Annotated in this window: 14 protein-coding genes and 1 pseudogene; 6 read left to right on the top strand and 9 right to left on the bottom strand. The window is 74.1% G+C overall.

Going from position 1 to position 12,258, the window contains the following annotated elements; all coding sequences use genetic code 11:
* Positions 1-112: 112 nt before the first annotated feature.
* Positions 113-796, bottom strand: coding sequence for a FadR/GntR family transcriptional regulator (locus ACFVFQ_RS30815; RefSeq protein WP_383422326.1), 684 nt, complete (start codon positions 794-796; stop codon positions 113-115).
* Between the two features lie 171 nt (positions 797-967).
* Here ACFVFQ_RS30815 and ACFVFQ_RS30810 point away from each other — a divergent pair, with 171 nt between their 5' ends.
* A complete protein-coding gene (locus ACFVFQ_RS30810; protein ID WP_383422324.1) occupies positions 968-1,927 on the top strand; it encodes a dihydrodipicolinate synthase family protein in 960 nt (319 codons plus the stop codon).
* A gap of 95 nt (positions 1,928-2,022) precedes the next feature.
* Positions 2,023-2,712 (top strand): hypothetical protein, encoded by a 690-nt coding sequence (locus ACFVFQ_RS30805; RefSeq protein WP_383422322.1) that lies wholly within the window; start codon positions 2,023-2,025, stop codon positions 2,710-2,712.
* An 18-nt stretch (positions 2,713-2,730) separates the two neighbouring features.
* Here ACFVFQ_RS30805 and ACFVFQ_RS30800 read toward each other — a convergent pair whose 3' ends face one another.
* A complete protein-coding gene (locus ACFVFQ_RS30800; RefSeq protein WP_383422320.1) occupies positions 2,731-2,973 on the bottom strand; it encodes a hypothetical protein in 243 nt (80 codons plus the stop codon).
* Positions 2,974-3,040: 67 nt separating this feature from the next.
* Here ACFVFQ_RS30800 and map point away from each other — a divergent pair, with 67 nt between their 5' ends.
* On the top strand, positions 3,041-3,898 hold the full coding sequence (gene map / locus ACFVFQ_RS30795; protein WP_383422318.1) for a type I methionyl aminopeptidase: 858 nt from the start codon (positions 3,041-3,043) through the stop codon (positions 3,896-3,898).
* Between the two features lie 124 nt (positions 3,899-4,022).
* Here map and ACFVFQ_RS30790 read toward each other — a convergent pair whose 3' ends face one another.
* Positions 4,023-4,178, bottom strand: coding sequence for a hypothetical protein (locus ACFVFQ_RS30790; RefSeq protein WP_383422380.1), 156 nt, complete (start codon positions 4,176-4,178; stop codon positions 4,023-4,025).
* Here ACFVFQ_RS30790 and ACFVFQ_RS30785 point away from each other — a divergent pair.
* Positions 4,126-4,753, top strand: a pseudogene (locus tag ACFVFQ_RS30785) (heme oxygenase (biliverdin-producing)). The gene ACFVFQ_RS30790 and the pseudogene ACFVFQ_RS30785 sit on opposite strands and share 53 nt — an antisense overlap.
* A gap of 28 nt (positions 4,754-4,781) precedes the next feature.
* Here the strand turns inward: ACFVFQ_RS30785 and ACFVFQ_RS30780 are convergent.
* Positions 4,782-5,429: a PhzF family phenazine biosynthesis protein gene (locus ACFVFQ_RS30780; RefSeq protein ID WP_383422374.1), complete on the bottom strand. Its 648-nt coding sequence runs from the start codon at positions 5,427-5,429 to the stop codon at positions 4,782-4,784.
* Between the two features lie 429 nt (positions 5,430-5,858).
* On the opposite strand from ACFVFQ_RS30780, the gene ACFVFQ_RS30775 reads away from it, so the two are divergent.
* Entirely contained in the window at positions 5,859-6,845 is a 987-nt protein-coding gene (locus ACFVFQ_RS30775) for a hypothetical protein (RefSeq protein WP_383422316.1), read from the top strand.
* Between the two features lie 60 nt (positions 6,846-6,905).
* Here the strand turns inward: ACFVFQ_RS30775 and ACFVFQ_RS30770 are convergent, their stop codons facing one another.
* A complete protein-coding gene (locus tag ACFVFQ_RS30770) occupies positions 6,906-7,646 on the bottom strand; it encodes a bifunctional DNA primase/polymerase (RefSeq protein ID WP_383422314.1) in 741 nt (246 codons plus the stop codon).
* A gap of 149 nt (positions 7,647-7,795) precedes the next feature.
* A complete protein-coding gene (locus ACFVFQ_RS30765; RefSeq protein WP_383422312.1) occupies positions 7,796-8,395 on the bottom strand; it encodes a TetR/AcrR family transcriptional regulator in 600 nt (199 codons plus the stop codon).
* A 179-nt stretch (positions 8,396-8,574) separates the two neighbouring features.
* On the opposite strand from ACFVFQ_RS30765, the gene ACFVFQ_RS30760 reads away from it, so the two are divergent.
* Positions 8,575-8,748, top strand: coding sequence for a DUF6243 family protein (locus tag ACFVFQ_RS30760; RefSeq protein ID WP_383422310.1), 174 nt, complete (start codon positions 8,575-8,577; stop codon positions 8,746-8,748).
* 26 nt (positions 8,749-8,774) lie between these two features.
* Here ACFVFQ_RS30760 and ACFVFQ_RS30755 read toward each other — a convergent pair whose 3' ends face one another.
* The 3 genes from ACFVFQ_RS30755 to ACFVFQ_RS30745 are packed head-to-tail and all read right to left on the bottom strand — an operon-like array spanning position 8,775 to position 12,228.
* On the bottom strand, positions 8,775-9,728 hold the full coding sequence (locus ACFVFQ_RS30755) for a small ribosomal subunit Rsm22 family protein (RefSeq protein ID WP_383422308.1): 954 nt from the start codon (positions 9,726-9,728) through the stop codon (positions 8,775-8,777).
* A gap of 41 nt (positions 9,729-9,769) precedes the next feature.
* A complete protein-coding gene (locus tag ACFVFQ_RS30750; RefSeq protein ID WP_383422306.1) occupies positions 9,770-10,843 on the bottom strand; it encodes a serine hydrolase domain-containing protein in 1,074 nt (357 codons plus the stop codon).
* A 56-nt stretch (positions 10,844-10,899) separates the two neighbouring features.
* The gene (locus tag ACFVFQ_RS30745; RefSeq protein ID WP_383422372.1) at positions 10,900-12,228 is read right to left on the bottom strand and encodes a Bcr/CflA family multidrug efflux MFS transporter; all 1,329 of its coding nucleotides are present in this window, start codon (positions 12,226-12,228) and stop codon (positions 10,900-10,902) included.
* Positions 12,229-12,258 lie beyond the last annotated feature (30 nt).

The following is a 12,258-nucleotide window of genomic DNA, read 5'->3' as shown; positions in this document are numbered from 1 at the left end:
GACGCGGGATGAAATCCCGGTGAACGGGACGATCCCGGCAGAGCGGAACCCCCGGACACCCGCCCCGGAATGGACCACCCAGGGGCGCGCCCCTAGGCAGCCCTAGGCGCCCCTAGGGGGCCAACCGACGCCGGATACCGTCGAAGTGCCGGTGCATCGCCGCCACCGCCCGCTCGCCGTCCCCGGCCTCCAACGCGTCCACGATGTCCGCATGTTGACGGTAGGTCACCTCCGGGTCCGGCCGGCCGTCGGCGAGGTCCTCCCGCACCCGGCGCAGCGCCGCCCAGAACGCGTCCAGCACCTCGCTCAACAGGTGGTTGCCGAGCGACCGGTACAGCGCGAGGTGGAACGCCCGGTCGGTGTCGCTCAACACCTCGCCGTCGCGCGCCTCCACCGCCATCCGCTCCACCAACGCCCTGAGCCCCGCGAGGTCCCGCTCCGGCAGCCCGCGCGCCACCGTGCCGATCAGCCCCGCCTCCAGCGCCTCCCGGACCTCCATCAACTCGTAGAGGCTGGGCTCTCCCTGAAGGTGCCGGACCGCGGCCCTAAAGGCCACGCCCTCCACGAACGGCTCCAGGGTGAGCGCACCCACGTAGGTGCCGAAGCCGTGCCGGATCTCCACGATCCGCATCGCCTGGAGCGCCTTGAGCGCCTCCCGCACCGAGTTGCGGCTGACGTCGAGCATGGCGACCAGGCCGGCCTCGGTGGGCAACGGATCGCCCGGCATCAGCCCGTGGTCCAGGATCAACTGCTTGATCCGCGCCTGGACGTCCTCGGACATCGTCGCTCGCGCCATCCCCATCGCCCCTCTTCCGTCTCCCACGCCTCATGTGCCGCGCGCCGCCGCCCCGTTCGGCCCGCACCGGGGCCGGAATCCTTGACCGGGCACCCGCGCGCACGCCTATTGTGGCCGCGGCACGAGACATCCCAGGTCTGATGTCCCAGCTCAGCCGCCCTTGGAGCCCCCATGGCACTGTCCGCCCCGCTGCACGGCGTCATCCCCCCGGTGTGCACCCCGCTCGACCCGCACGGCGAGGTCGACACCGCCTCCCTCACCCGCCTGGTCTGCCACCTCCTCGACGCCGGCGTCCACGGCCTGTTCGCCCTCGGCTCCACCGGCGAGACGGCCTACCTGACCAACCATCAACGGGCCACCGCCCTGGAGACGGTGGTCACCGCGGCCGCCGGCCGGGTACCGGTCCTCGCCGGGGTCATCGACACCACCACCGCCCGCGTCCTGGAGCACGCCCGCACCGCCGCCGCGCTCGGCGCCGACGCCCTGGTCGCCACCGCCCCCTTCTACACCCGCACCCATCCCCGCGAGACCGCCGCCCACTACCGGCACCTGCGCGCCGTCACCGGCCTGCCCCTGATCGCCTACGACATCCCCGCGGCCGTGCACAGCAAGCTGACCCCGGCCCTGGTCCGCGAACTGGCCGAGGACGGCACCCTCGTCGGCCTCAAGGACTCCAGCGGCGACGACGGCACCCTGCGCCGGCTCCTGGTCGCGCTCGGCGGCCGCACCGCCCGCGCCACCGGCCCCGCCCCCGCCTTCACCGTCCTCACCGGCTCCGAACTCACCGCGGACGCCGCCCTGTTGGCCGGCGCGGACGGCATCGTCCCCGGCCTCGGCAACGTCGACCCGGCCGGCTACGTCCGGCTCTACGACGCCGCCCGCGCCGGCGACTGGACCCGGGCCGCCGCCGAACAGGAGCGCCTGGTCGCCCTCTTCGACCTCACCGACACCGGCCCGGAGGCCGACATGGGCCGCAGCTCCTCCGCCCTCGGCGGCTTCAAGGCCGCCCTCCATCTGCTCGGCGTGATCGCCCACCCCCGCACCGCCGCCCCACAGATCCCACTGAGCGCCGCCTCGATCACGCAGGTGGGACGTCGGCTGACGGAGGCCGGGCTGCGCCCCGACGCCTGACGAGCCACCGCCGCACCCCGCCCCGCCGCCCGAACGAGTGACACCCCGCCCCCAGGGCTCCCAACGGGCCCGCCCGTGCGGCAGCATGCCGCGCCATGGATGCCGTACGCGTCGCCCTGCTGCGCGAGGTCCTCGCCGGGACCGAGTGGATCGCCACCACCCGCCGCTTCGCCGGTTCGCTGCGCAGCGCCCTCGCCCCGCACGGCGGCGGCCTGCTGCTGGTCGGCAGCGCCGGCTACGAGCCCTGGCACCTGGCCGCCCACCTCGACGACGAGGCCGCCTGGTCGGGCCTGCCGGAGCTGTCGCCGACGCTGGTCCGCCACCGGGTCCCCGCCGGGGCGCCCCCGCACCTCGCGGTCGGCCCGGGACGGCTGGCGGCCGCCGGGCGCGGCGCGACGCTGCTGGTGGTGACGCCGGAACGACCGGACGCCGGCCTGCTGGAGCGGGTGCACGACGCCCGCCGCAACGGCGCCACCGTGCTCGCCCTGGACTCCGGCGACCGCGACCTGCACACCCTGGCCCACGACGCCCTGACCGCCGCCCCACCCCCACCGGGGACCGACCCCCGCCTCACCCCGGAGGTGAACCCGACCCTCGACCCTGATCTCCCCCTGAACCTGCCCCCGGACCCGGCCCCCCTCCTCGACCTCGACACCGTCCAACACCTGGTCAGCGCCGCCGCCGGCGAGAACAGCCGGCCCGCCCCGCGCCACCACCGCCGGTTCCGCGACCGCCTCGCCCGGCTCGCCGAGGGCCTGGCCGCCCCGCCGCCCCCGCGCTGGTGACCCCGGCCGACCCGGCGCCTACGCGTCGTCCCCGTCGCCGCCTTGGCCGCCCTTCCCCCTGTCGTGCCACTTGGGGTCGGTCTCCCACTCCAGGTTCCGCTCCCGGGCGGTCTCCATGGCGTGCGCCGCCTCCTCGCGCGTGCCGTACGGGCCGAACCGGTCGGCGGCGCGGCACTGCGGGCCCTCCTCGACCGCCTGGTGCTTGAGGCAGTAGAACCACTCGCCCGGCTTGCCCACCGTCCGCCTCTTGAACAGCGCCATTGCCGCCTCCTGTGTGTGGCTCCCGTGCCCCCATCCTGCCCGACGGCCCGCGGATACACTCGCTGGCATGTCTGGCCAGTCGCTTCTTGTCCCCGGGGAGATCTCCCCGCCCCGCCACGTCCCCGCCTCGATCCGGCGCCCCGAATACGTCGGCAAGCCAGCGCCGACCCCGTACACCGGGCCGGAGGTGCAGGACACCGACACCATCGAGCGGATGCGGATCGCCGGCCGGATCGCCGCCCAGGCGATGGCGGAGGCCGCCAAGCTCATCGCGCCCGGCGTGACCACCGACGAACTCGACCGGGTCGCCCACGAGTTCATGTGCGATCACGGCGCCTACCCCTCCACGCTCGGCTACCGCGGCTTCCCCAAGTCCCTGTGCTCCTCGGTCAACGAGGTCATCTGCCACGGCATCCCCGACTCGACCGTCCTGAAGGACGGCGACATCGTCAACCTCGACGTGACCGCCTACATCAACGGCGTGCACGGCGACAACAACGCCACGTACCTGTGCGGCGACGTCGACGAGGAGTCGCGGCTGCTGGTGGAGCGCACCGAGGAGGCGCTCAACCGCGCGATCAAGGCCGTCAAGCCGGGCCGCCAGATCAACATCATCGGCCGGGTCATCGAGTCCTACGCCAAGCGCTTCGGCTACGGGGTCGTCCGCGACTTCACCGGCCACGGCATCAACTCCTCCTTCCACTCCGGCCTGATCGTTCCGCACTACGACAGCCCGCACCACACCACCGACATCAAGCCCGGCATGACCTTCACCATCGAGCCGATGCTGACGCTGGGCACCTACGAGTACGACATGTGGGAGGACGGCTGGACCGTGGTCACCAAGGACCGCAAGCGGACGGCGCAGTTCGAGCACACGCTGGTGGTCACGGAGACCGGGGCGGAGATCCTCACGCTGCCGTGACGGCGCTTACGCCGGTCTGATCCGGACAGGAGTAGCGTTTTTACCGACAGGTTGTCGGGAACAGGTTGACCAGGGCCCGCCCCGCGTAGTGAGGTAACCCTAAGCTGACGCCGGCGCGCACGCATCAGCCTGTTCCCGCCCGTCCGCGCACTCCCGGCCCCCGGAGGCCCACCTTGGAAGCGTCCAGCCCGTCCCCGTCCGCCGACACCCCGTCCTTCTCGACGGCCATCCGCACGGCGTCGCACGAGCAGCACACCGAGGCCGAGGGCTCCTCGTTCATGAGCCACCTCCTGGGCGGCGAACTGGGCGTCGCCGCCTACCGCCGCTACACCGAGCAGCTCTGGTTCGTCTACCGCGCGCTGGAGGACGTCCCCCCCGGCCCTCGCCACCGACCCGGTCGCGGGCCCCTTCCTCCGCCCCGAACTCGCCCGCACCGCCGAGCTGGAGCGCGACCTCGCCCACCTCGGCGGCCCCCAGTGGCGCACCACCCTGGAGCCCCTCCCCGCCACCGCCGCCTACGCGGACCGCATCGCCACCTGCGCCCGCGAGTGGCCGGCCGGCTACGTCGCCCACCACTACACCCGCTACCTCGGCGACCTCTCCGGCGGCCAGATCATCCGCGGCACCGCCGAGAAGACCTGGGGCTTCGCCCGCAAGGGAGACGGCGTCCGCTTCTACGTCTTCGAAGGCATCGGCAACCCGGCCGCCTTCAAGCGCACCTACCGCGAACTCCTCGACGCCCTCCCCGTCGACGACCTCGAAAAGCACCGCGTCATCGACGAGTGCAAGCGCGCCTTCACCCTCAACACCGCCCTCTTCCACGACCTGGGCAAGGAATTCCCCCGCACCGCCTGATCCCCCGCCCCATCGCCCCGGCCCGCGTCTAACGCGCCACCGGCCCCGCGGCCCGCACCCGCCCGCCGATCTCCACCGCCCCGTCGCCGCACGGCCGGGCGTGAATCCACGAGCCCGCCCCCTGACGGACGCTCAGGGGGCGGCCCAACTGGTGCGCCAGCAGCAGCGCGGCGACCCCCGTCGCCTCGTCCTCGACGATCCCGTCACCGCGCCGCGGAAACCCCCGCGCCCGCACCGTCCCCGCCGCCTCGTCCTCCCAGGCCCAGGCGTAGAGCCAGCCCTCCCCCGCCGGCGGCGCGGGCAACGCGTCCACCTCGGCGACCGAGCCGTACCGCTCGGTGCGGCGCCCGGGCACCCAACTGGCCCGGCCCCGCACCCAGGTGAGGTCGCCGTCGTACCGCACCCCCACCTCCCCCGCCGACGGCCGCAACGCCCGCACCGGCCGCCCCGCTTCCCGCAACAGCCAGGCGACGCCGACGAGCGGATGCCCGGCGAAGGGCAGCCGCACGCTGGGCGTGTGGATATCCACGTCGACGACGCCCAGGTCCCCCCGCCTCTCCGGGCCGCCGCCCCGCGCGGCGGCGGCCGCATCGAGGAACACCGTCTCGCTGTACCCGAGTTCGGCAGCGAGGGCGGCGCGCTCGGCCTGCCCCGGGAGAGCGGCCCCCGCCCGCATCACCGCGAGCGCGTTCCCGCCCCGCCCGTCCGCCCCACAGAACACCCACAGCAGATCCACACCGGCGCCACCACCCCCGCGACTGCCCCGACTCCCACTGCCGCGGCCTCCCCCTTCGCCGCTTCCCACGACTCCCGCGCTCCGCCCGCTCCGCTCGTTCATCCACACATTGTCGGCCGCGCGGTGACCAGTTGGGGCAACGACCAGTTGAGGCGGCGGGGAGATCGAGAGCGGCGGGCGGGGGGCAGGTGTGAGCCACCCCAGCCGTCACGGGAGCCGAACGCGGGCGGCCAGGTCGCCGGATAAGGGGGGGCGCACAAACCAGCCGGGACGGCGGGAGGCGGGGGGCACCGGGTATGGTTGCCGCCGAATCGTGCCACCCCGGCGGTTGTCCGTCCGCCTTGGTCGCCCCGAAGGAGCCCGAGCCCCATGACACGCAGGTCGCCGTTCCGGGTGCCCGCAGCAGTGACGTCGGCAGCAGCCGCGCTGGTGATGCTCAGCGGGTGCATGACGGTGCACGGCGAGCGCGAGGAGCTGCCCGCGGTGTCGCAGGGCGACGCCACCAAGGCGCTCAAGCGGTTCACCGACGGCTTCAACAAGGCCAACCGCACGCTGGATCCGAAGGTGAACGCCTCGTTCGAGGACGGTGCGCTGCTCGCCATCAACCAGGCGGGGATCAAGGCCGCGCGCGGCGTCCACCCCGACGGCAACCCGGGCTTCACCCCGCTGGCGTTCTCGGACGCGCACTTCACCGTGCCCAAGCAGAAGGGCTGGCCGAAGTTCTTCGTCGGGGACGCGCTCAGCAACCGCCGCGGCCAGGACGGTCAGAACACCCGCTGGTTCCTGGTGTTCAGCCGGAACAGCTTCAACGCCCCGTGGCGGGCGGCGTACTTGGCGACGTTCCCGGGCAACAAGGCGCCGCAGCTGAAGGTCACCGACGGCTTCGCCGAGGCGGTGCCGACGGACGGTTCGTCAGGGCTGACGGTCGACCCGGGCAAGCTGAGCCAGACGTACGCGGACTACCTCAGCACCGGTAAGGGCGACGCGTTCGCGCCGGGGCGGCAGACCGACGGGTGGCGGGCCCAGCGGGCGAGGGACGCCAACAAGCCGGGGGTCCGGATCCAGTGGGAGGACCAGGCGTCGAGCCTGCCGCCGGTGGCGCTGCGGACCACGGACGGCGGGGCGTTGGTGTTCTTCTCGACCGTCTACCACCAGCAGAAGACGGTCTCCCAGGGGTGGACGATCACGGTGCCGGCAGAGGTGCGCGGGATCATGGACAACCCGGTGGACAAGACCCAGCGGATGGCGTTCACGTCGGTGTCGGGGCAGACCGTCACGGTGCCGGCGAAGGCCACCGGCGGCAAGATCAAGGTGCTGAACCGGATCGAGGCGCTGATCTCGGCGAAGGCCCAGTAGTCCGGTACGCAGTTCAGCGCCCAGGGAGTGCAGTAACCCGGGGTCCGGCGGTGGGGACGGTCAGCGGCCGATGGGCCAGGCGGCCGTTTCGTGGTCCGGCTCGCGGCCGATGAACTCGGCGCAGGCGTCGGTCAGGGTCTCCAGCAGCGTCAGCGGGTCCGGCAGCGGGAGTTCGGGGCCGCGCAGCCAGCTCACGGCGGGCTGGTCGCCGGGGAGGGTGGAGGGCGGCAGCAGGACGTAACTTCCGCGGCAGTGCCAGCGGAAGCCGGGATGCTCGTCGAGGGTCTCGGGGTGGCAGTCCAGCTCGCACGGCCACCACTCGTCCTCGTCGTCGGGGGTGCCGCGGGTGGCGGTGAAGAACAGCATCCGGCCGTCGCCGAAGCCGGCGCCGCTGAGGCTGACCGGGCCGACGTCGATGCCGGCGGCCTCCAGGCGGCCGAGCGCGGCGCGGCCGGCCTCGACGGGGACGTCGAGGACGTCGTGGGCCATGCCGGTGGCGGTGACGAAGTTGGCCTGCGGGAGGGTGCGGACCCAGGCGGCGACCTTGTCGCGGTCGGTGGTGGCGACGGTCTGCCAGCCGAAGGAGATGGGGTGGCGGCCGGGGGTGGGACAGCCGATGCGCTCGCAGGAACAGCCGTAGCCGGAGGGGTGGGCGGCGGGGGCGACCGGGAAGCCGGCGGCGACGGCCGCCAGCAGCAGGTCCGCACGGCCGGGCGCGGCCGTTGATCCCGTGTCCGTATCGCCGCCCGCTTTGCTCCTCGGCCGGCGCAGCCACTGGGAGAACCTGCTCTTGCGTTCCATCTATCCCCTCACTTCGAGTCACTTCGAGCGGTGGTCTGGGGTCAATGCTGCCACCATCCTGGGCGCCAGGTGACCGGTGTGCGGATCCGGGGTGAACGCGGCACGGGCGAAGAGGGCATTTCACGCCAACGCCGCCCGCCGCCGGGGCTTCAGTCGCGCGGGCGCAGGCCGCGGAGCACCTGGTCGACGAGGGTGTCGACGTAGGCGTGGGTGAGTTCGCCGGTGCGCATCAGCCAGCGCTGTGAGAAGGGACTCAGCAGCATCTCGGCGGCGATCCTCAGGTCGATGTCCGGGGCGAGTTCGCCGGCGTCCTGGGCGGCGCGGAGCCGGTCGACGTAGACGCGGGTGCCGGGTTCCATGAGGCGGCCGACGAAGGTGCGGGAGAGTTCCTCGTCGTTGGCGCCGGCGGCGGCGAGGGCGCGGTAGGGGGCCTGCCAGGCGGCGTCGTTGAACTCGTCGGCGGTGGCGCGGAGCACGGTCTTGAGGTCGGCGGCGAGGTCGCCGGTGTCGGGCAGGCCCTCCTGGTCGTACTCGTCGACGACGGAGCCGAAGGCGTCGAGCAGGACGGCGGCCTTGGAGGGCCACCAGCGGTAGATGGTCTGCTTGCCGACGCCGGCGCGGGCGGCGATGCCCTCGATGGTGAGCTTCTCGTAGCCGACCTCGCCGACGAGGGTGAGGGCGGCGTCGAAGATGGCGCGGCGGGAGCGTTCGCTGCGGCGGGTGGGGTCGGGGGCTGCTTTGTTGGCCATGGAGGGGAGTGTAGCGAGCGAGAGGCGAGACGTATCGTCTTGACGAGACGATGCGTCTCACCTGAAGATGGTGACGAGCGAGGAGCAAGACGGATCGTCTCGTGCGGCGTGGGTGTCGCGCGCCCGCAACGCCCCTCCTCCACCGGAAAGTTGATCCGCTACAGGAAGGAACTCCCCTCATGACCAAGGGACATGGGATGTTGGGCGTCGGCGGTACCCGGAGCAACCTCTCGCGGGGCGCGCTGCGCGGCGGCGCGGGCGGCCGCGCGCAGGGGGCGTCCGGGGCGACGGACCCGCAGGAGCGGCGACGGGAGCTGCTACGGAAGATGCAGGAGCGGACGCGGAAGGAGTGAGCCGCGGCCGCGCCCGGCCGCCGGCCTCAGTGCGGCCAGGCGTCGCCCCAGGCCGCGTCGCGGGCCTCGCGGTAGGCCGGGCCGTGCCGCTTGGTGACGGTGTCGCGGCGCAGGGCGTCGTCCGCGGTGCACAGGTCCAACAGGACCTGGCCCTTGCGGAGTTGGGGCTTGCGGACGACCCGGGCGGCGGCCGGCTCGGCCGGCAGGCGGGTGGCGGCGACGTAGGAGAACTTCTCGTCCTCGTAGGCCAGGGAGCCGCCCTTGACCTGGCGGTGCAGCGAGGAGCGGCTGACCCGGGCGGAGAAGTGGCACCAGTCCTCCCCCGGGACGATCGGGCAGGCGGCGCTGTGCGGGCAGGGCGCGACGATCCGCAGGCCGGCGGCGACCAGCTGCTCGCGGGCCTCGCGGATCCGCAGGTAGCCCTCGGGGGTGCCCGGTTCGATCAGGACGACCGCCTCGGCGGCGGCCGCGGCGGCGACCACCGCGCGGCGGTCCTCGGGGCGCAGTTCGCCCAGGACGTAGGAGACGGTGACCAGGTCGGTGCCGTCGGGGACGGTGAGGCCGTCGCCGAGGGCCTGGCGGCGCCAGGTGACGTCCGGGAGGGTGCCGGCGGCCAGTTCGCGGCCGAGGTCGAGGGCGGGCTGCGCCCAGTCCAGGACGGTGCTGCGCGGGCCGTCCCAGGTGGCGGCGGTGGCCCAGGTGGCCGCGCCGGTGCCGCCGCCGACGTCGACGTGGGTGGCCGGCGACCAGTCGGGGACACGGGCGGCGAAGGCGGCCAGCGCGGCGCGGACGGCCGCGAAGGTGGCCGGCATCCGGTAGGCGGCGTACGCGGCGACGTCGCCGCGGTCCCGCAGGACGGGGGCGTCGGTGGGGGTGCGGCCCCGGTAGTTGGCGATCAGCCGCTCGACGGCCTGCGCGGCCTGCTTGGGGGGCAGGCCGTCGAGCAGGCCCGCCAGGGCGGCGCGCAGTTCGTCGTGCATTCCGGCAAGTTTACGGGGGTCCGCGGCGCGGTCGTACCGTCTCAGGCGGCGGCCACCGCGCGGGCGAGGCGGGTGGCGGCCGCGGCGCGGGGGGCGCTGCCGCCGGCCCGGCGGCGCGGGTGGACGGTGTTGGCGAGCAGCACCAGGAAGGTGTCGGTGGCCCGGTCCAGGACGAGGCTGGTGCCGGTGAAGCCGGTGTGGCCGGCGGCGCCCCGGCCGGCCAGCTCACCCATGAAGTACCGCTGGTCGACGGCGAAGCCGAGGCCGGGCGGGTCGAGCAGGGCGGCGACCGCGGCCGGGCCGAGGATGCGGGTGGTGCCGTACGCGCCGCCGTTGAGCAGCGTCCGGCAGAGCACGGCCAGGTCCTGGGCGGTGGAGAACAGGCCCGCGTGGCCGGCGACGCCGCCGAGCGCCCAGGCGTTCTCGTCGTGCACCGCGCCGCGCAGCAGGCCCCGGTCGGCCTTGGCCCACGGGCGTCGCTGGTCCTCGGTGGCGGCCACGCCCTGCGGCGCGAGCGGACCGTAGCCGGTGCTGGTCAGGCCGAGCGGGGCGGTGATGTCGTCGCGGACCAGGGCGTCCAGGGGGCGTCCGGTCAGCCCCTCCAACAGCAGTTGGAGGGCGATGAGGTTGAGGTCGGAGTAACAGTGCCCGCCGGGTGGGCCGCCGGTGGGGGCGGCCGCCTCGGCCCACAGCAGCGCCAGTTGGTCGGCGCGGTCGCGGCGCGCGTAGAAGGGGAGTTCGGGGGCGAGGCCGGAGGTGTGCCGGAGCAGGTCGCGGACGGTGATGCCGGGGGCGAAGGCCGGCAGGTGGGCGGCGACCGGCCCGTCGAGGGCGAGCCGGCCGCGCTCGACCTGCTGGACGGCGACGAGGGCGGTGAACAGCTTGCTGACCGAGGCGAGGTCGAAGACGGTGCCGACCCGCATCGGCTCCCACTGGTCGCGGGGCAGGTCCAGGCCCCGGTCGTGGGCGGGGTCGTAGCCGCGGTAGCGGACCGCCCAGCCGGTGGCGGCCTCGGCGGCGACGACCGGGCCGCGGCCGGCCAGTACCACCGCGCCCGGGCACCACGGCGGTCGCCCCTCGGGCAGTCCGCACACACCGGCCACCAGCCGCGCCATCCAGGCGGGGTGCAGCCCCGCCTCGACCGGCGACCCCGCCTTGAGTCTCGGTGCGTTCAGAGCTCAGTCCTCTCGCCGGCGGTGCGTCCCTTCTTACGCTGCCACGGCCGGCACATTCCCAGGAAGCTCACGAGCGCGAGAACCGCGCACGCCAGCTGGACGACGGCCATCGGTACGGCCGTCCGCTCACCGGCGATGCCCACCAGCGGCGAGGCGACGGCGCCGAGCAGGAACGTCGAGGTGCCCAGCAGCGCGGAGGCGGAACCGGCCGCGTGCGGGGTGCGCAGCAGGGCCAGGGTGTTGGTGCTGGGCATGATCAGGCCCATCGCGGACATCAGCACGAACAGCCCGGCGGCCACCGGGAACAGCCCGGCCTTCCCGAACACCCCGGAGGAGAGCAGCAACAGCGCGGTGGCGGCCAGCGCGACCACGGCCAGGCCGGCGCCCAGCACCTTGTCCAGGCCGACCCGGCCGACCAGCAGCTTGCCGTTGATCTGGCCGACCACGACCAGCCCGACGGAGTTGAGGCCGAAGAGCAGGCTGAAGGTCTGCGGGGAGGCGCCGTAGATCTCCTGGATGACGAACGGCGAGGCGGAGATGTAGGCGAAGAGCACGGCGAAGGCGAAGGCGCCGACCAGGAGGTAGCCGGAGAAGACCCGGTCGGCGAGGAGGTCGCGCATGGTGCGCAGCGCCGGGCCGAGCCCGCCGGGCTGCCGGCGCTCCGCCGCCAGCGTCTCGTCCAGCCGCCACCAGACCAGGAGGGTGAGCAGCACGCCGACCACGGTGAGCACCACGAAGACCCCGCGCCAGTCGGTGATCCGGAGGATCTGGCCGCCGATGAGCGGGGCGACCACCGGGGCCACCCCGGAGATCAGCATCAGCGTGGAGAAGAAGCGGGCCATCGCCACGCCGTCGTAGAGGTCGCGCACCACGGCCCGCGCGATGACGATGCCGGCCGCGCCGGCCAGCCCCTGGAGCAGCCGGAAGGCGATCAGGACCTCGGCGTTGGTGGCGACCGCGCACAGGGCGGTCGCCAGGACGTAGACGACCATGCCGATCAGGAGTGGCCGGCGGCGCCCCCACTTGTCGCTCATCGGCCCGACGATCAACTGCCCCAGCGCCATGCCGGCGAGGCAGGTGGTGAGGGTGAGTTGGACGGTGGCGGCGGGGCTGTGCAGCGCGGCGGTGACCTGCGGCAGGGCCGGCAGGTACATGTCCATGGAGAGCGGCGGCACGGCGGTGAGCCCGCCGAGGACGAGCGTCACGAGCAGACTGGTACGGCGGGGCGGGGCCCCCCGGGGGGGCCCCCCCCCCCCCCCCGGGCCCGCCCGGGGGGGGGGCCCCTCCGGTGTGTAGGCGGCGGGAGAGCCGGGGGGCGGAAAGATAGTGTCCAGGGGGTTGTGGGGTGGGCCAGT

The sequence above is a fragment of the Streptomyces sp. NPDC057743 genome, from assembly GCF_042798755.1.
Taxonomy (GTDB): domain Bacteria; phylum Actinomycetota; class Actinomycetes; order Streptomycetales; family Streptomycetaceae; genus Streptomyces.
The sequence above is the reverse complement of the archived record's forward strand: the minus strand, read 5'-3'. Positions and strand labels throughout refer to the sequence as shown.